The following is a 17,645-nucleotide window of genomic DNA, read 5'->3' as shown; positions in this document are numbered from 1 at the left end:
GGGAAAAAAATCAGCGAGTTTGGTGTAACTCAGAACGTCCTAACTACCTTGGCGGTTGCAATAAATAAAAATCGGGCAACAAATAAAATAAATAAAGTATTAAAATGGCGATCGCATTCCTCAAAACGCAGAAATGTAGCATACTCAATGTTGAGTCCAGACTTCAGGCTTCATCGCTTGTTCTAGAATTGTCTCTGGACTTGCAGACTCATTAAAGAACTTATGCGCGTTTTTCGTCATCTCGTGGTTGTAGGGGTAGGTGCGGCGATTACTTTCAGTAATGTAGGGCGGAGTGCGGCTACACCACCCTTGGCTCAGTCCCAAGACACCCAGCCAGAAACTAATCAGCTCAAATTAGGGCGGGATTTCAAATCTGCCCCAAAAACAGCAGGAGAGCGAAAATCGCAGGAGGGATATGTTCCTGCGGTATCCCCCCCAACTCAATCTCAGGAAGCTCACACCGAAACTAGCTCCCTGCAATTGGGGGCAAACTTCAAATCGGCATCAAAAGCAACAACCGAAACTAGCTCCCTGCAATCAGGGGCAAGCTTCAAATCGGCATCAAAAGCAACAGAGCCAACATCTCAGAAACAAGAGATGCCTTTGCCTCAGCCAAGGCCCGACAGAAAGGCAGACTTAACCCTGAAGCGGGGCTTGGGTGCAGTGGCGATCGCACCTCCACAGCTAAAGCAAAGACTTTCCGGCAGTCTCAAGAGAGCCACAAACAGCAACTCAAATACTGCCCAAGCACCTTCCCCAAACGTCGAGCCAGTAGAAATCCCTACACCTGGGGTTGTGCCAACTACTCCTGTCGAAACTATCCCACCTCCAGCCCCTAGTCGCACTCCTCTGGAGAGTTTCCCAGGACTAACACCGAATGGGACTTTGCAAACCCAGCCTCCTGAGTTCCTAGAACCCAACCCCAATCCCCTCAGCTTTCCCACTCGACCAGAGGAAGTGAGGATCGAACGTACTCAGCCCATTACCTTGCAGCAGGCGATCGATCTCGCTCGCCGCAATTCTCAGACTTTGCAGATTGCCCAACTGCAACTGGAACAGAGCCAAGCGGTTGTGCGGGAACAGCAAGCAGCTTTGTATCCCGATCTCAACGTTCAAGTCGATCTCAACCGCCAAATCAGCGCGGGCGGAGAGCTTGGGGTTCGCGCTCAGGAACGCAGGCGAAACTTTTTAGAATCTCAAGGTCAACCAGTGGGCGGAGCCGCCCCCCAAAACTTTGGCAGCAATACTGTCAATACAACTTTGCAGTTGAGCTACAACGTGGATCTGTTTGGTGCTCGTACTGCTAATATCCGAGCTGCGGAGGAACAGAATCGGTTTCGAGAGTTAGAAGTAGAGCGGATAGCCGAGGAACTTCGCTTCGATGTTTCTACTAATTACTACAACTTGCAAGATGCTGATGGGCGAGTAGCAATTAGCGAGGCGGCCGTGAGAAATGCTCAGCAGAGTTTGCGAGATGCCGAAGCTCTAGAACGGGCTGGGGTAGGAACTAGATTTGCGGTATTACAGGCTCAGGTGAATTTAGCCAACGAGCAGCAAAGGTTAAATGAAGCCCGTCGCGATCAGCTAGTTCGCAGACGGCAACTAGCTGAAATTTTAAATATCAGTCAGTCTGTAGAGTTAACAGCGGCAGATCCCGTCGAGCAAGCTGGGTCTTGGAGGCTATCTCTGGAAGAGAGTATTGTGCTGGCTCTGAAAAATCGAGCTGAGTTAGAACAGCAGTTAGTGCAGCGGGCCGCTAGCGAACAGCAGCGGCGCTCGATTGTGGCAGGCCGCAAGCCCCAACTGAATGTGTTTGCTAACTATAATGTTTTGGGCGTAGACCCGGATGAAGGAGACTACTTTGCCTCTCGCGGCTGGGCGGATGGCTACTCAGTAGGCGCAAGACTGACGTGGAATTTCTTCGATGGGGGAGCTGCTCAAGCGAGAACTCAACAGCGAGAATTTGATATTGCGATCGCAGAAACTCGCTTTGACCAACTTCGCAATCAGGTGCGCCGCGAAGTGGAACAAGGCTATTTTGAGTTGGAGTCGAGTTTTGCCAGTATTGAAACTGCCGAAACTGGCGTACTCCAGGCAAGAGAAGCTCTGCGCTTAGCCAGGCTCCGCTTTCAAGCCGGCGTGGGTACTCAGACGGATGTGATTCAGGCTGAAACGGATTTAACCAGGTCTGAGAGGAACCGACTTTTAGCAATTATTGGCTACAACCGTGCTCTGTCGGCCCTGGAACGAGCTGTTACTAATCTTCCTGGTAACGACCTTTCCGATACTCCTTAAGGGGAGATGGGGGAGCGGGGGGCGGGGGAGCAGGGGAGATGGGGAGGATAAGGAGAATTTTGCTTTTCTTGTGCGTTAGCATTCACAGGACTTTGGCACCCAACCAAAGAAACCGGGTTTTTTCGGAAAATACTTCGCCCTGACCCAGAGATTCTGTCAAAAACCCGGTTTCTGGAGCCATGAGCGTAAGTCCTAATGGCTAATGGCTAATTGCTCATGGCTAATGGCTAATGGAAGACAGGCTAATGGCTAATTGCTCATGGCTAATGGCTCATGGCTACCTTCCCCATCTTCCCATCCTCCCCCATCCTCCCCATCCTCCCCATCTCCCCCATCTTCCCCATCTCCACGCTCCCCCGCCCCCCCGCCCCCCATCTCCCCATTAAGACCTGACATATTATTTAATATTTTGTAATAAAGACCCTGTTAACCAAGTTAGGAATTCGCAATGGGCAATATCAAGTTTGTCAAAGAAAATCGGGAAGTGATTGCAGCAGACGGAGCGAATTTGAGGCTCAAGGCCCTGGAAAACCGGGTAGACTTGTACACTTTTTCAGGAAAGATGATGAATTGCGGGGGTTACGGCCAATGTGGCACCTGTATTGTGGAAATCGTGGAAGGGATGGAACATCTCTCTCCTCGGACTGATGTAGAAAATCGCAAGCTGAAGAAAAAGCCCCCGACTTATCGTTTAGCCTGTCAAACTTTAGTCAATGGCCCGGTAAGTGTGAAAACTAAGCCGTGACGCACAGATGATATCCTAGTCTTGTTAGTTTTTTAATTATCAGATAGAGGCTGGGGATCATGCAAGTTAATGAGTTAGGATTTATTGCATCGATTTTGTTCGTGCTAGTTCCAAGCGTTTTTCTACTCATTCTTTACATTCAAACGGCTAGCCGCGAAGGTAGAAAGGATAGCTAGCATTTTTGCTACGTCTTTCATTGCCAAAAAAGCGCCAAAGCAATACGCTATTTGGCGCTTTTTTGGTAATTTTAGTTATAGCAACCTTTAGGGCAGTTAGGACACTCGCTCATGGCTGGAACCCGCTTATTCTCTTCCCTTCTTCCCTTCTTTCCTTCTTCCCTAGCCCCTAGCCCCTAGCCCCTAGTCCCTAGCATAGCTATCTATCCAACTGTACGGGCTAGGAGTACGGGACACTTAGCATAAACGCGCACGTAGTCAGAAAGAGAATTTCCTAGCAGGCGATCGAGATCCAAAAAGCTTTTGGCAATATTGGGGCGGCGATCGGGAGAACCCAGAAGCAACAAGTCTACACTCAAATCTTCTGCGAGCCGACAGATTGTTTCTCCTGGTTTGCCTGTGGCAGTAACACAGCGGTAGCTGACTCCCATTTTTTTTACCTCTGCAACAGCGGGTGCTAAAATAGGGTCTTTTTCTGCATTGGGCGTTAAGTCTTCGGTGCTTTTTCCGGTCAAATCTTTGGTGACATGAACTAAAATTACCTGCCCACCACTAACCTCTTTCAGCAGGGCAAGTGCCAGTTTCAAGCATTCTAGAGCAGCATCGGATTTGTCGATCGCTACCATGACGCGCTTGATTTTTTTTACATAGGTATCGTCTTTCACTAACAGCATGGGTCGCGATGTTAACTGGAAGACGTACTGACTAACAGAGTTTTCAAGAATGGATTGCAAGCGTCCTAGTCCCCGCGAACCCATAATGATCAAGTCGGATTTCTCTTCTTCGGCAACTTCACAAACTATGGTTTTCGGATCTCCCTGTCTCAGGCGGGGATTGACTTTGTTGGGATCTACCTTCAAAGATTGCACTGCTTGTGCGAGGATTTCCCCTCCCTCTTTTAATTTCTCGGCCATGCCATCGGCAGTGACTTGAGGGGGTACAACGTGCAGGACTGTAACAGATGCCCGTTGCAGCGATGGGATGTCCATCAACATATTAAACATCTCTTCGCACAAGCCACGACCAGCTACAGCTACTAAAATTTTTTCTATCATGGGTTTGTTTTGGAATGACAACAAGTTATGTACACTTTACGGCCTTAAGTAGGAGCTAATTGCCCTAACCTTTTACAATCAAGCATAGGCCTGAAAACTGACTTATGATTTGTAGAAATGTAGCTTTTTGGAACGATTTGTAACGTGGTGTATAACGATCAATCAAAACCGGAACTAGCACCCTCTGGCCCTATCCAAAATTTGCCTCATCGGGATAGTGGTTGGTTTGAACATCTCGTGCAGGTTTACCCTCACCATACTGACTACGGTGGTATTGTTTGGCATGGGACTTATATTGCCTGGATGGAAGAGGCGCGGGTGGAAAGTTTGCGATCCATTGGGATTGATTATGCAGACTGGGTAACGCAAGGTTTGGAACTACCTGTGGTGGAACTTTCTGTACGCTACCATCGAGCTGTGCAGATGGGCCAAACAGTTGCAGTTAGAACGCGGATGAGTGCTAGCGAGGGTGTGAGGCTGCTTTGGGACTACGAAATTCAATCTCCTGATGGTAAGGAATTATATGTGAGTGCCCAGGTAACTTTGGTGGGAGTCGATCGCGAGAAGGGTAAGATTATGCGCCAATTACCAGTAGCAGTACAGGAAGCTTTGGCAAAGCTTACTGCTCATTTGAGTCCTTAAAAGGGAGATTTTTTAAGCTGGCCGATCTTCGCCCAGTTTCATTCAACTTATATTTATTTGAACTCTAAACAGTTCCCACCAGCAGAAGCAGAACCTTTAGCCGCTGTTGATCCAGCTATAAGGCTCAAAATTCTTATAGCTACTTATAGAAAAGATTTCACGGCTGCTGACAAAGCTTCTGCATTCTCTTCGTGTAGCCCTAAAGAACCGGGAATAACTCGCGTTTGTACTCCTGGCAATTCAGTTAATATTTCCATTTCAGCTTTTGATTTGGGTGGGGTATTTTCGCCGATTACAACCATTACTGGAACTGTTAATTGTTCAAAATTTGCTATAAATTGCTCTCGTTTCTGTGCGGGATCTAATGTTCCAGTCACAAAAGCAGCAGAACCAAATCTTGCACCAGGTTGCTGTGTTATTTGCGATTTCTGTTGAATAAAACTGGCTGTAACTTTATCGGGATCGGCGTAGACGTGGCGGCGGTACATAAATTTCAGGAAAGAAGGGGTGGTGTTGAGTTTGTAGAGCAACTGACCTAGAAAGGGCGATCTTACTAATTCTCTCAATATTCCATACCAACTGCGATGTTCTCCCATTGCTGTTGGTAAAGGCCCTCGCCAAGTTGGAGCGGCTAAAACAATTTTTGACCAAAAATTAGGCTGTTTTTGAGCTAAGTCCATCACGTAACCCGCAGCATGACCGGCGGCAATTACTGATATGGGAGTGTTAAAAACAGCCTCGATAAAATCCTTTAAAAATTGATGATATAATGGCGGTTGATAGTTAAGTGCAAGGCGTGATGAGTCACCAAATCCTGGCCAGTCTAAGGTAATAACTTGAAACTGGGGAGCTAATAAGGTCGCCAAAGGCTGCATTTCTAATCGCGAGGAAACCGTGCTGAATGCTGGCAAAAGTAATACTGGTTTTCCCTGTCCTTGGCTTTCATAAATTACTGAGATTTGTCGATTTTCCCAGTTCCAAATATACTCCTGAATTTCTCTCTCTTTGCTATTGGTAGCTGGAATAAAAGATACACTTTTGCTCATAGCTTTCTATTTTTCCCTTGATTTAATTAATTTCTAATTGCTGACTTCGGGGGATGCTAATGCTTTAGTTTTCATCATTTGAAAGATGTTGTAAAACCCATTAGCGCGGGAAGGAGTTAAGCTCACATTCAGACCAGTATCTTGAATAAAGTCGGGAGAAACATTAGTTATTTCTGTTGGTGTTAATCCGCTTAATCCTTCAACCAATAACGCTACTAACCCTTTAACTAGCTGAGAGTCAGAATCGCCTTGAAAGGAAACTTTACCATCCGCTAACTTGGCTGTAATATAAACTTGAGAGACGCAGCCAGACACTTTATTTTCAGGTAATTTATCGCTTTCTGGAAACTCCGGTAGTCGCTTGGCATACCAGAGTAATTGCTCGTAACGCCTTTTAGGGTCGGAGTGGCGCTGAAAACGCTCTACAATTCGAGCTAGAGCTTCGGGTAGGAAAGAAGTAGTGGACATGATTCCAAATTTTGGTCAATAGGTCAATTATACACAGAGATTGCGTTTTCTGTAAAGCGCTTCGCTGCTATTACAGAATTAAATATTTTGCCGAGATTGCATCAGCAGACCATGTTTAGGAGCAAAAATCATCGCCAGAACAAACAGTAAAGTTTGTACGACAACAATACAGCCACCAGTTGAGGCATCTAGATAATAGCTAGCATAGAGTCCCATTACACTAGAAAAAACTCCAGAAGCAGTTGCTAATAACATCATATAGTCAAAGCTATCGGTCAACAAATAAGCGGTAGCTCCAGGTGTTACGAGCATTGCCACTACTAAAATAATCCCAACAGTTTGTAATCCAGCAACAGCAGTTAAAGACAATAAAGAAAGTAGCGTGTAATATAATGCTACGGTATTAATTCCGATCGAACGAGCATGAGTTGGGTCAAAACAGAATAGCAGAAAGTCTTTTCTGAAAATAGCGATTGTAACCAAAGCAATTACGCTAATTACAATCGTTTGGATAATATCACCATCGGAAATACCGAGAACATTCCCAAATAGAATGTGAGTTAAATCTACTGAACTTTGTGTTTTAGAAATCAGAACTAAACCTAGTGCAAAAAAGCCAGTAAACACAAGTCCTATAACAGTATCTTCCTTAATCCTAGTCTTAGATTTAATAAATCCAATTGCCACAACGGAACCAACTCCAAACACAAAAGCACCAATTGCCAAGGGAATATTCAGCAAATAAGCAATTACCACTCCTGGCATCACTGCATGGGACACGGCATCCCCCATTAAGGCCCAGCCTTTGAGGGTCATATAGCAGGACAAAACGGAACAGACAACTCCAACAAGCATACTAACTAAAACAGCTTTAACCATAAATTCATGGGCTAAGGGAGCCATAAACCATTGCCAAATATCGATCATAAATTCTCCTGTACTATGTCAATAATGCGAGTTTGATTGAATTAGATATAGTTTACGCAGATTTGTGTAGTAACGCCACCATCTTGGCTGTTTTTTACCGCCTTTCCGAGCGGCATTACGGATGGTTTTGCGTAAGTCTTATTAGAGTTCTCCCAGAGAACCACCAAAAGTCCGAGACAGATTTTCTTCAGTGAATAAGTCTGAAGTTTTTCCATAGGCGAGGATAGTGCGATTAATCAGTACAACTTGGTCGCAAAAAGTCTTAATGGAAGCGAGATCGTGAGTAGAAACTAAGATTGTGTGTCCTATTTCTCGCAATCTTAATAACAAATCAATCATGGTCTTTTCAGTATTAATATCTACACCGGTGAAAGGTTCATCGAGTAGTAAAATTGTGCTTTTTTGCGCCAAAGCTCGTGCCAGAAATGCTCGTTTTTTCTGACCTCCTGAGAGTTCGCCTATTTGACGATCTTTCAAATCCCACATCTGCACTCGCTCTAAACTTTCTCTGACAATTCGTCGATCTATAGGCTTAGGAATTCGCAACAAATTCATATAGCCATAGCGTCCCATCATTACTACATCCCAAACATTAACTGGAAAATTCCAATCCACTTCTTCTGCTTGCGGAACATAAGCAATTAGATTTCGCTTTTGAGCGCTGCGAATGGGTAAACCTTCGACTAAAACTCTACCTGTAATAGGTTTAACAAAACCCATAATAGCTTTAAATAGAGTCGATTTGCCAGAGCCATTCATTCCCACCAAACCATTGATAGAACCAGGCTTAAGTTCTAAATTTGCTCCAGATAAAGCTATTTTGCCATTATAAGCAACCGTAACTTCTTCAACTTTAATACTAACTGCATCTCGCATGATTTTGTCTCCAGATTTCAATAAGTCATGACTTATATATGCTTGACGTAACGCCGCCCGGAAATGCGGTAAAGTCACCAGCAAGATGGCGGCGTTAGGAAGGGTTTTACAATTTGCCTTGCAATCCTTGAATTAACATTGTTACATTGTGTTCTAGGAGTTTTAAATAAGTAGAAGCTGGGCCGTTAGGGGGAGATAGAGAATCTACATAAAATACTCCTCCAAACTTAGCATTTGCCTCTTTCGCAACCTGCTTTTGAACTTCATTATTAACAGTGCTTTCACAAAAGACTACTGGAATTTGATTAGTTTTAACGGTATTAATCGCCTTTTCAACCTGCTTAGGTGTAGCTTGCTGCTCGGAGTTGACTGGCCAAATATAAACCTCTTTCAACCCATAATCGCGGGTGAGGTAAGAAAATGCTCCCTCGCAACTAACCATATATCGCTTAGATTGAGGAACAACAGCAATTTCTTGTTTAAGTTTTTGGTCAATATCTCGAATTTTTTGGCTGTAGATCCTAGCGTTTTCATTGTAGGATTTGGCATTAATAGGATCTAGTTTGACTAACGCTTTCCGAATATTTTCAACATAAATTAAGGCATTTTGCGGAGACATCCAAGCATGGGGATTAGGCTTTCCCTTGTAAGCATCTTCAGCGATCGCAACAGGCTTAATCCCCTCACTTAAAGTAATGTGCGGTACTTTAGATAAATTAGTATAATACTTAGCGGCCCAACGTTCGAGCTCCAAACCATTATCTAGTATCAAATCTGCCTGTTTTCCCCGCACTAAGTCACTAGGCGTAGGTTCATAGCCATGAATTTCTGCCCCCGACTTGATTAAAGATTCGACTACAGCTTTATCTCCCGCGACGTTCTGAGCCATATCTGCTAGGACGGTGAAGGTGGTCAAAATCACTTTTTTCCCTTTTTGGGCTTGCAGATTGGCTTGTGGCTCAACGGAGTCAGCAGCAGGGAGGTTATTGTTAAGTTTGGTACAAGCTCCTAAACCGATTAAGATCGAGCTGGCGATCGCTAACTGGACAGTAAATGCTTTGTTCCGTGACATTGGCTACACTGATTTCATAATTTTTTCATTATTATAGCAGTTTGCAGGAATTATGCACTCTAACCAAAGAAACGGGTTTTTACCGAATCTGTGCGATCGAACGAAGTATAGCAACCGCCAAGGCGGTTAGGGGCTAGAGGCTAGGGGCTAGGGAAAGAGGGGAAAGAAGAGAAGGGAATAGAATTAAGGGATGAGTAGAAAATATCTAAAATCCCCTCTGGGTTCGCATCAGGTGAGTCACTGCTTTTATTAGGTGAATCGCGGCCAGATTATCGGTGAGGAGGGTAAAATGACTCTTAAAGAAATTGAAGGAAGTCTAATCGTCTTTTCCCGCCCAAGGTGGACGACCAGGGCCATTGCGAATGGTAATAACTTCACCATTAGCACGGGTAATAGTAAATGCGTCAAAGTCGTCATCGTCGTACTCTCCGGTGACAGTCAATTGTTCTCCCACAGAAACGTTGATAGCGCGATACCAACGCGGGCCGGCATCCACAATCACTTCTCCAGTTCCGTCGCTGAGGATGAATTCATTGCCAACAACACTACGAACAGTGCCAGTAATTGTGGTTCCCTGTTGGCGTTGCTGTAGTTGCTCGATCGGGATTGTTTGGGCTTGAACGCTTAAGCTAGTAGTGAGGATCGAGACTAAAATGCCAGGGACAATCAGATAGTTGTTCATAGATAAAAACCTGATTCGATGGTTGATGATTTTAAAGTAGCTAGCGATCGTGACAGAATAATGACGAGAAAAAATTTTAATCAATTTAGCCTCAGTGCGGGGTAATTTTACTCGAAAGGTTGAGCCTGTGCCCACTTCACTGATAATGCTAATCTTGCCTTGGTGTACTTGGATAAACGGTTCTAGCTGTTCTCGATCGTCTTCTACTAGGAGAATTTGCATAAGCTGGCGGCGTTATGTAATTCGTTTTCTAAATTAATAGAGTTCCAAAAATCTACAATTTTTTCAGTCACAAGTTGGGGGTAGAAGTAATGGAAAAAATAGCGCCCTGTAGGACAATGCCAGAGAAGATCGCCTTCTTTTAACCAATGTTCCCAACCCTGAAACTGGTGTAAATCGACAATGATATCATCCTCACTACCACAAACTAGCAAGGGCGCAAAAACATAAGCAGGCTCAATGCGAACTCGCTGAAATAAACTATGAGGTGAAAGAGAAGTTAATAAATCTCTGTCCAGTATTTTGAACAGGTTTTGAACAATCGGTACGCGCTGATTGCCAAATAAATTATACACCATCTGCCTCAAAATAGTTTCGCGGCTACAAGGTAAAAGCTGGAGCTGAACATAATAATGCGCTTGCCAATCAACGGCTGGATAAACGCCTACAGATAGCAATGTTAAGGATTTTACTCGCTCTGGATATCGCCGAGTATAAAGCAGTCCTAATAATCCGCTAGTGCTGTGTCCTAAGAGATGAATAGGGCGATCGCATTGCTGCAAATAATCATGCAGCAGTGCCAGTGCTGTTTCTAAAGATGTCGGTTCGTCTTGGGTTTGGGAATACTCCCAGCGAGAAATTGATACCTGTTTGGAAAGATTTTGTAACAAAGGGCGATCGAATTCTTGCAAGCTGGGGCTAACATTGAGCCACAGCACCTCTGGTGATTTAGACATTAAATTTCCTGGTGGGATGTGAATAGAAAAAGCTCTGAAACTTTCTTGGGGCAATGCTTCTGTATTGTTTTTCAGAAGATTGCCCCTCGATTAATTACACTCCAAACTCCCGTTTGAGTTGAGAAACCCATGCTTTGATGCGACTATTAGTCATCTCAGACTGATTATCTTCATCGATTGCTAGCCCGACAAATTTACCATTCTTGAGAGCTTTTGACTCATTAAACTCATAGCCTTCTATGGGCCAATAACCAACAGTATTACCGCCTTGTTCTGAGATTTTTTCTTCTAAAATTCCCATTGCATCTTGAAAGTTATCTGCGTAACCGATTTGATCCCCAGCTCCGAAATAGGCAACCTTTTTGCCACTGAAATCAATGTTTTCTAGTTCGTCGTTATAGAAGCCATCCCAGTCACCTTGCATCTCGCCTACGTTCCAGGTAGGGCATCCGACAATCACATATTGATAATTGGCAAAATCGCTGTCCTCTGTTTGGGAGATATCGTATAAATCGACGATATCGCTACCGCCAAATTCTTTCTGAATTAGCTCTGCTACGGTTTGAGTATTACCTGTTTGAGTTCCGTAGAATAAACCTATTTTTGCCATGATGTTTCCTGGTTTTAGTGAATAATTAATCGATTTGGCGTTACTCTCAAAGGCGGCAAAATTATAAAATTTAAGTGCTTTTCCCCAGATAAGCTGGGAAATTGGGGCTGATACCAAATCCGGGTTGAAAACTTCCAGAGCGGACTCGGCGTTTGAAATCGCGACTAGACAGAGAAATTCCACTTCTACAAGCTCCGTTAAGAGCTGTGCGGACTGAATAATCAAGAGGCATTTAAGCCGGATTTAGTCTCAGTAGCCTCAGTGCGATCGCTTCACCCCCTAGAAATTAGCTCCATCTATTGAGAATAATACTCAACTAAGACTAGATTTATTTTAGATAATTTATTTCTTTTTTAAGTTAAGTTTTATTACAATTTAGTTGAAATGCTTATATAGCAAGCATTACAGCATTTTTTGGCACTGCTACCAAACAAAAAAATGAAAATAATATTAAAAATATAGCCAGATATATAGAGAATCTATCGCAGAAAAGCCAGTTAGAACTATTTTCAGTGGGTTAAGGAAAAAAATCTCTTATTTCCCATTTTTCTCTAATTCATCCTCCATAATGAAAGTTAGCGGGTGCGTCTTTAATCTCTCTTCAGATAGATGACTTTTATCCATTACAGGTTCTAAAGACGCAATGACAAATAATCTCTCTACTTCTGTAAAGCTCAACCTGGTTATTTTAGGTGTAGCCTGCGGATGCAACGGTTTCATAGACAACAGCCTACTAGCAGCTCAGATAGAACCAGCATCCAAGCAAGACAACTCCGCTCCCTCTCAGCCAATTTCCCTAAACTACCCAATTGAGCCGCCACAGATTGAGTCGGGAACAGTTGTTCCCGACTCTCCTTTTGACTCTCAAATCGAAATCAGCCAAGACACTCAAAAAAGTCTGACCGGTCAAGTAACATCTGTTTCTCAATTATCCGACGTGCAGCCTACAGACTGGGCATTTTCTGCATTGCAATCCCTAATTGAGCGCTACGGCTGCATCGCTGGATATCCTGAGAGCACCTATCGAGGGAATCGCGCCTTAACCCGCTACGAATTTGCTGCCGGATTAAACGCTTGCCTCGACCAAATTAACCAGTTAATTACTGCATCGACAACTAACTTTGTTACCAAAGAAGATTTAGTCGCTCTGCAACGGTTGGAAGAAGAATTTGCCGCTGAAATAGCTACCTTACGGGGACAAGTAGACATTTTAGAAGCTCGGACAGCAGAATTAGAAGCTAACCAGTTTTCTACTACTACTAAACTGAGTGCTTTGATGGGCTTTAATTTAGTAGGAGCAAATGCTGCATCCGGCGTAAAAGTAGAAAGAATTGACCCAGAAGATCCCTTCAGCTCAGCTCAACGTGATGCCAATGGTAAACCTACTGTCACGGAAGTTAGGAACGATCCTAATACGACCATGAGTTATTTTACAGTCATTTCTTTCCTAACATCTTTCACAGGTGACGACTCCCTGGTAACTAGCCTAGCTGTGGGTAATGGGGATTCTGCTGCTAATGCTTTTAGCTCTGCGGGGTTATACAATACCTTCGGAGTTCCCAGCTTTGACATCACCACTTCTGCGGGTAATAATAAGCTGGCATTATTGGAATCTTATTACAGCTTTCCTGTTAATAATTCCTTGGAATTAACAGTAGGCCCTCGTTTACTTTGGTTGAGTTACTTTGATACCAATGCCTTTACTTCAATTTTCGGTAAAGGTGCTGGCAGTTACAACTCTTTTGGCACTACACTGATGAACGATTTGGGACGAGGTGCAGGTGCAGTTGCCAAGTGGAAGTTCAACGATAAACTTAAACTTCATTTAGGTTATATGGCAAATGTTCCCGGAGCATCTCAACCAAATCGCGGGTTATTTGGAAGTACTCGCTCATTTACGGCTGAACTGACTTATTCCCCTAGTAAAAATGCGAATATCCGCCTGATTTACGACCGCACCCGTATTCTACCTAATGACGACGGACAAATTTCAACGAGACCGATTAAAGGAGTTGCTGATGATGGTTTTGGCGGTAAGCTGGAAGATGCCGCTGCTAATAGTTTTGGTCTCAATTTTGATTGGCGGCTAGCTGCCAATTTTGGTATTTTCGGCCGCTATACTTATAGCAACACTCGCTTAAATCCGAAAGCTTCAGAGATGAAGGATGAAAGCGTGAACGCCCAATCTTTTCAATTTGGGCTAGGTTTCCCTGACTTGGGTAAAGAAGGGGCAATTGGTGCGTTATCTTTTGTCGTTCCTTTTGATGTGATCTCCGGGCGGCGATTTCTGGTAGCTGGTGGCGGAGATGGAGGAACTCAGTATGATATAGAAGCGAGTTACTATTTTCCCATGACGGATAATGTTGCGATCGTACCGAGTTTTTATCTGATTGTAAATCCTAACAATTTCAGTAGCAATCCTACTATTTATGTTGGGAGTATGCGAATGCAGTTTGAATTCTAGTTATAACGCCTAAGTTGCTCTCTAACTCTTATAAAAAGGGGAGCGGGGGAGCAGGGGAGCAGGGGAGCGGAGGAGATGGGGAGGATGGGGGAGATGAGGAAGATGGGTAATTAGCAATTAGCAATTAGCAATTAGCAATTAGCAATTAGCAATTAGCAATTAGCAATTAGCAATTACCCATTACCAATTCCAATATCGCCGCCAGTGAAACAAATTTTCTAATAAATTAGGTAAAAAAGACCGACTGCGGAAGCTTTGTAATTGCCAAGCAGCGGCAGTTTTACCATTAATTTCTGATAAAGTCGGCCAGATGTGTGGAAGTTCCGCGATCGCACTCACTTTCAACCCTTGACGCATAGCTAAAGCTAGACTGTGTATTAACTCCGCAGCCTGCGGCCCAACCAGGCTCGCTCCCAATATCTCCCCATTACGACGACCAATTAGCTTACAAAAACCAGTCGTTTCTCCCACTATCTGAGCTTTATCCGCTGTCTTAAAATATTCTCGACAAACTACGATATCGTCCCCATATCTAGTTCTAGCTTGTGCTTCAGTCATACCAACTCTTGCCAATTGGGGATCGGAAAAAATAGCCCAAGGAATACCGCGATAATCTACCTTGAAAATTGGTAAAAATAACGCATTTTTTACAGCGATTTTAGCTTCATAATTGGCAATATTAGCAAATTGATAACCACCAGTAACATCTGTGCAAGCGTAAATTTGAGGGTTAGTGGTTTGCAGTTTATTATTTAAAATCAATCCTTTCTCATTAAAATCAACCCGCGCTGCTAACAAATTTAAAGATTCTAAGTTAGGCATCCTGCAACCAGCAGCTACCAAAATTTCATCAGTTTCTATAGCCTCATTCCCTGCTTGAATCCATTTTTTACCATCAATAATCCTGGCTTGTGTGACCTCAGTTTGAGTTAGAATCCGAACACCTTCAGCTTCCATGCTAGCTTGAACTAAACGAGCAGCATCCGCATCTTCTTTAGCCAAAATGTGAGAACTTTTAAGCACCATCGTCACCCGAACTCCCAGCCTTGAAAAAGCTTGAGCCAGTTCTACACCTGCGGGATCTCCACCAATGACAACTAAAGTATTTGGAAGCTTTTTTAATTCGCTTAACTGTCTACTGTCCGCCGTAAAATATCCTGTAGATAACAGCCCTTCAATGTCTGGAATTGCAGGTTGAGGAGGAGTAGCAAGGAGGAAAGATCGCGATTTTAACAGTCTACCATTCACAGCAAAGGCGAGATCTGGTTTAATAATAAATTCACCTTTGCCAACAATAATATCTACACCAGCAGTTGCTAATGCAGCAGGAGAATTGATTTCCTCAAGGTTAGAGACTACCCCAGAAATCCATAGCTTTGCTATATCAAATTCCAGGGCTATTTCAGCGACGGAGTTATCCTCTATCGGTGTAGTAAACTGCTGTAAAAAACGTATTTGTTTAGCAAAGCGACCCATTCCTAGCAAAGCTTGGTTGTATCTTAACCTCGCAAATGAAGAATGTTTAGGCGACAACGAGAACTCTTGCCCATTATTGGAGGATTCTATCAAAGCGACACGAGCTTTGAGGTGAGTTGCAGTGAGTGCGGCAAATCGTCCAGCAGCAGTGCCGCCAATTATCACCACATCGTAGTCAAGCATAAATGAAGAAGGGACTAGGGGCTAGGGACTAGGGGCTAGGGAAAGAGAGGGAGCGGGGGAGCGGGGGAGCGGGGGAGCAGGGGAGATGGGTAATTAGCGATTAGCGATTAGCGATTAGCGATTAGCGATTAGCCATTAGCCATTACCAATTACCAATTACCAATTACCAATTAACAATTACCTTATTTTAGAACATCTGCTAGTCCTGCTAAGAGGCGGTTATTATCTGCCTCCGTGCGGATGGCAACTCGGAAAAAGCGATCGCCTAATTCGGAAAAACTTAGACAGTCGCGGATTAGAATACGGTGACGTTCCAATAGAGTTTTTTGTACCCAAGACACAGAATGCTCAGAGTTTACGAATAAAAAGTTAGCTGCACTTTTGTAAGGGTGCAATCCTGGTAACTTCGCTAAACCCTCCAATAACTGAGGGCGAACTGAAGCTAGCCAGTCCCAAGTTTGCTGCTGGAAGGCGCTATCTTGCACCACAGCAGCAGCAGCGGCCGCCGCTAGGGTATTGACAGGCCAGGGGTCGCGCCACTGTTGCCAGCAGCGAATGCGGTCAGGGTGTGCGATCGCATAACCTAACCGCAGTCCCGGCAGCGAATAGAATTTAGTCAGCGATCGCAAAATCACTAAATTGGGAAACTCTGCCACCAACCCAACCAAACTTTGCTGCTGTGCAGGGGGTAGAAAGTCCATAAAAGCTTCATCTACGACGACTAAAGCAAATTTCTCCAAAAAAGGTGCGATCGCCTCTAATGTAAATAACAACCCCGTAGGATTGTGGGGATTATTCAGCAGCAAACCACTTGCACTGGGGATTTGAGATTGGAGATTTTCAATTGGCGATCGCAAATCTAAAACATCCAATCCCAAATCTATCGAGCATTCCAGCACAGTTGCGCCAAAAGTTTTCAATGCCCGCCTGTAATCACCAAAAGCCGGAGTAACCAAATAAGTTCGAGCCAAATTTGACAACTCCAAAGCCGCCCAAGTTAATAATTCTGCCGCGCCATTCCCCGGCAGAATCCACTCAGGGCTCAGGTGATGTATTTGGCTCAAAGCCTCCCTCAATTGGCAGTAATCGGGGTCTGGGTAAACTCCTAAGTCGCTTAGGTGGGACTGAATCGCACGCTTAGCCGACTCAGGAGGCCCCAAAGGACTGATACTAGCGGAAAAATCCAGAATGGCAGTAGGAGGGCAGCCAGCTAGTGCTGCTGCCCAAGTTAAATTTCCCCCGTGTACAGGTCGAGTCAAAGCTCAGTTCCGCAGTTATCGGCTCCTACTTCTCAGCAGGCGGTGCGACTCTATCTTTGAACAACTTGCCCGCCGAGAAAGCAGGAACTTTAGTTGCTGGGATTTCCATCTTCTCGCCTGTCTTAGGATTCCGACCCTCGCGAGCCTTGCGTTCCCGCGACTCAAAGGAGCCAAAACCCACCAGCGTCACTTTATCGCCATCGGAAACAGCTTCCATGATGGATTCCAGGGCAGCACTCAACACGGCATCAGCCTGTTTCTTTGTGACGCTTGCCTTTTCTGCTACTGCGTCAACCAATTCACCTTTGTTCATCTGGCATACTCCTTAAGGTTTGCACAATTACGTTAAACAGCATTCAGCTCTTAGCTGCACGTTGGACTGGGGGTTTGCAGTTCTAGGTATGGATTTCGGGGCGTTCCCTATTCTCAGTACCTAGAACTCTGACACACAACTCCTAGCAGACACAGATTCCCTTGACAGAGGGTCAAAAAAGGAATTTTTACTGCTGATGGCTGAAACCCCGACAGAATCTAATTTTCACTGCATTATTCTAAAGTCTTGTCGGCCTATATGGATCGGTGAAACCTTTAATTTATATGGATTTCGACACTTAGTAGGTTTTCGACACAAAAATTGAACCAAAAACCCCCTTACGAGATATAATTTATCGCTTTTACGGATGGGGAGAGGGGGAGAGGGGGAGAGGGGGAGG

General features: G+C 44.4%; 19 protein-coding genes. 6 read left to right on the top strand and 13 right to left on the bottom strand.

The annotated features are described in order from the left end of the window. The coding region (locus OSCI_RS31350; protein ID WP_234708722.1) for a hypothetical protein at positions 1-186 on the top strand (186 nt) is incomplete at its 5' end. A gap of 36 nt (positions 187-222) precedes the next feature. Continuing rightward, positions 223-2,295 carry a TolC family protein gene (locus OSCI_RS08060; protein WP_007354416.1) on the top strand — a complete coding sequence of 691 codons (2,073 nt, stop codon included), beginning with the start codon at positions 223-225 and terminating at the stop codon, positions 2,293-2,295. Positions 2,296-2,544: 249 nt separating this feature from the next. On the opposite strand, the gene OSCI_RS30620 is transcribed toward OSCI_RS08060, so the two are convergent. Then, the gene (locus tag OSCI_RS30620) at positions 2,545-2,691 is read right to left on the bottom strand and encodes a hypothetical protein (protein WP_007354415.1); all 147 of its coding nucleotides are present in this window, start codon (positions 2,689-2,691) and stop codon (positions 2,545-2,547) included. A gap of 52 nt (positions 2,692-2,743) precedes the next feature. Between OSCI_RS30620 and OSCI_RS08055 the strand changes: the two genes are divergently transcribed. Together OSCI_RS08055 and psbM are read left to right on the top strand one after the other, a co-directional pair. Continuing rightward, positions 2,744-3,040 carry a 2Fe-2S iron-sulfur cluster-binding protein gene (locus tag OSCI_RS08055; RefSeq protein WP_007354414.1) on the top strand — a complete coding sequence of 99 codons (297 nt, stop codon included), beginning with the start codon at positions 2,744-2,746 and terminating at the stop codon, positions 3,038-3,040. Between the two features lie 59 nt (positions 3,041-3,099). Continuing rightward, entirely contained in the window at positions 3,100-3,216 is a 117-nt protein-coding gene (psbM, locus tag OSCI_RS28305) for a photosystem II reaction center protein PsbM (protein ID WP_071592436.1), read from the top strand. A gap of 203 nt (positions 3,217-3,419) precedes the next feature. Here the strand turns inward: psbM and OSCI_RS08050 are convergent, their stop codons facing one another. Next, positions 3,420-4,271, bottom strand: coding sequence for a universal stress protein (locus OSCI_RS08050; RefSeq protein ID WP_007354413.1), 852 nt, complete (start codon positions 4,269-4,271; stop codon positions 3,420-3,422). Between the two features lie 144 nt (positions 4,272-4,415). Here OSCI_RS08050 and OSCI_RS08045 point away from each other — a divergent pair, with 144 nt between their 5' ends. Beyond that, complete coding sequence (locus tag OSCI_RS08045; protein ID WP_007354412.1) at positions 4,416-4,913, top strand: acyl-CoA thioesterase; 498 nt, start codon at positions 4,416-4,418, stop codon at positions 4,911-4,913. Positions 4,914-5,056: 143 nt separating this feature from the next. Here OSCI_RS08045 and OSCI_RS08040 read toward each other — a convergent pair whose 3' ends face one another. From OSCI_RS08040 to fldA, 8 genes are all read right to left on the bottom strand, one after another. Then, the gene (locus OSCI_RS08040; protein ID WP_007354411.1) at positions 5,057-5,959 is read right to left on the bottom strand and encodes an alpha/beta fold hydrolase; all 903 of its coding nucleotides are present in this window, start codon (positions 5,957-5,959) and stop codon (positions 5,057-5,059) included. Between the two features lie 33 nt (positions 5,960-5,992). After that, positions 5,993-6,427 carry a SufE family protein gene (locus OSCI_RS08035; RefSeq protein ID WP_007354410.1) on the bottom strand — a complete coding sequence of 145 codons (435 nt, stop codon included), beginning with the start codon at positions 6,425-6,427 and terminating at the stop codon, positions 5,993-5,995. Positions 6,428-6,505: 78 nt separating this feature from the next. Beyond that, entirely contained in the window at positions 6,506-7,354 is an 849-nt protein-coding gene (locus OSCI_RS08030; protein WP_007354409.1) for a metal ABC transporter permease, read from the bottom strand. 141 nt (positions 7,355-7,495) lie between these two features. Beyond that, entirely contained in the window at positions 7,496-8,230 is a 735-nt protein-coding gene (locus OSCI_RS08025) for a metal ABC transporter ATP-binding protein (RefSeq protein WP_007354408.1), read from the bottom strand. Positions 8,231-8,336: 106 nt separating this feature from the next. Next, positions 8,337-9,302: a metal ABC transporter substrate-binding protein gene (locus OSCI_RS08020; RefSeq protein ID WP_007354407.1), complete on the bottom strand. Its 966-nt coding sequence runs from the start codon at positions 9,300-9,302 to the stop codon at positions 8,337-8,339. Between the two features lie 316 nt (positions 9,303-9,618). Further along, positions 9,619-10,206 (bottom strand): ATP-binding protein, encoded by a 588-nt coding sequence (locus OSCI_RS08015; RefSeq protein WP_007354406.1) that lies wholly within the window; start codon positions 10,204-10,206, stop codon positions 9,619-9,621. Continuing rightward, positions 10,191-10,940: an alpha/beta fold hydrolase gene (locus OSCI_RS08010; protein WP_007354405.1), complete on the bottom strand. Its 750-nt coding sequence runs from the start codon at positions 10,938-10,940 to the stop codon at positions 10,191-10,193. The genes OSCI_RS08015 and OSCI_RS08010 overlap by 16 nt, the downstream gene beginning before the upstream one ends. Positions 10,941-11,034: 94 nt before the next feature. After that, on the bottom strand, positions 11,035-11,550 hold the full coding sequence (gene fldA, locus OSCI_RS08005; protein ID WP_007354404.1) for a flavodoxin FldA: 516 nt from the start codon (positions 11,548-11,550) through the stop codon (positions 11,035-11,037). A 643-nt stretch (positions 11,551-12,193) separates the two neighbouring features. On the opposite strand from fldA, the gene OSCI_RS08000 reads away from it, so the two are divergent. After that, a complete protein-coding gene (locus OSCI_RS08000; RefSeq protein WP_007354403.1) occupies positions 12,194-14,014 on the top strand; it encodes an iron uptake porin in 1,821 nt (606 codons plus the stop codon). Positions 14,015-14,194: 180 nt separating this feature from the next. Here OSCI_RS08000 and OSCI_RS07995 read toward each other — a convergent pair whose 3' ends face one another. From OSCI_RS07995 to OSCI_RS07985, 3 genes are all read right to left on the bottom strand, one after another. Further along, complete coding sequence (locus tag OSCI_RS07995) at positions 14,195-15,673, bottom strand: dihydrolipoyl dehydrogenase family protein (RefSeq protein WP_007354402.1); 1,479 nt, start codon at positions 15,671-15,673, stop codon at positions 14,195-14,197. 182 nt (positions 15,674-15,855) lie between these two features. Next, positions 15,856-16,932 carry a threonine-phosphate decarboxylase CobD gene (gene cobD / locus OSCI_RS07990; protein ID WP_007354401.1) on the bottom strand — a complete coding sequence of 359 codons (1,077 nt, stop codon included), beginning with the start codon at positions 16,930-16,932 and terminating at the stop codon, positions 15,856-15,858. Positions 16,933-16,957: 25 nt separating this feature from the next. Next, positions 16,958-17,245, bottom strand: a complete 288-nt coding sequence (locus tag OSCI_RS07985; RefSeq protein ID WP_007354400.1) for an HU family DNA-binding protein — start codon at positions 17,243-17,245, stop codon at positions 16,958-16,960. Positions 17,246-17,645: the final 400 nt, after the last annotated feature.

Origin of the sequence: Kamptonema sp. PCC 6506 (assembly GCF_000180455.1) — a bacterium.
GTDB lineage: Bacteria > Cyanobacteriota > Cyanobacteriia > Cyanobacteriales > Microcoleaceae > Kamptonema > Kamptonema formosum.
Note: the sequence above shows the minus strand (reverse complement) of the source record. Positions and strands in the feature narration are given on the sequence as shown.

Coding starts and splice junctions, on each gene's coding strand:
- OSCI_RS08020 (WP_007354407.1), bottom strand. CDS start 9,302: ATGTCACGGAACAAAGCATTTACTGTCCAGTTAGCGATCGCCAGCTCG.
- OSCI_RS07995 (WP_007354402.1), bottom strand. CDS start 15,673: ATGCTTGACTACGATGTGGTGATAATTGGCGGCACTGCTGCTGGACGA.
- OSCI_RS30620 (WP_007354415.1), bottom strand. CDS start 2,691: ATGTCAGGTCTTAATGGGGAGATGGGGGGCGGGGGGGCGGGGGAGCGT.
- OSCI_RS07985 (WP_007354400.1), bottom strand. CDS start 17,245: ATGAACAAAGGTGAATTGGTTGACGCAGTAGCAGAAAAGGCAAGCGTC.
- OSCI_RS08035 (WP_007354410.1), bottom strand. CDS start 6,427: ATGTCCACTACTTCTTTCCTACCCGAAGCTCTAGCTCGAATTGTAGAG.
- psbM (WP_071592436.1), top strand. CDS start 3,100: ATGCAAGTTAATGAGTTAGGATTTATTGCATCGATTTTGTTCGTGCTA.
- OSCI_RS08060 (WP_007354416.1), top strand. CDS start 223: ATGCGCGTTTTTCGTCATCTCGTGGTTGTAGGGGTAGGTGCGGCGATT.
- OSCI_RS08000 (WP_007354403.1), top strand. CDS start 12,194: ATGACAAATAATCTCTCTACTTCTGTAAAGCTCAACCTGGTTATTTTA.
- OSCI_RS08050 (WP_007354413.1), bottom strand. CDS start 4,271: ATGATAGAAAAAATTTTAGTAGCTGTAGCTGGTCGTGGCTTGTGCGAA.
- OSCI_RS08015 (WP_007354406.1), bottom strand. CDS start 10,206: ATGCAAATTCTCCTAGTAGAAGACGATCGAGAACAGCTAGAACCGTTT.
- fldA (WP_007354404.1), bottom strand. CDS start 11,550: ATGGCAAAAATAGGTTTATTCTACGGAACTCAAACAGGTAATACTCAA.
- OSCI_RS08010 (WP_007354405.1), bottom strand. CDS start 10,940: ATGTCTAAATCACCAGAGGTGCTGTGGCTCAATGTTAGCCCCAGCTTG.
- OSCI_RS08025 (WP_007354408.1), bottom strand. CDS start 8,230: ATGCGAGATGCAGTTAGTATTAAAGTTGAAGAAGTTACGGTTGCTTAT.
- OSCI_RS08055 (WP_007354414.1), top strand. CDS start 2,744: ATGGGCAATATCAAGTTTGTCAAAGAAAATCGGGAAGTGATTGCAGCA.
- OSCI_RS08030 (WP_007354409.1), bottom strand. CDS start 7,354: ATGATCGATATTTGGCAATGGTTTATGGCTCCCTTAGCCCATGAATTT.
- OSCI_RS08040 (WP_007354411.1), bottom strand. CDS start 5,959: ATGAGCAAAAGTGTATCTTTTATTCCAGCTACCAATAGCAAAGAGAGA.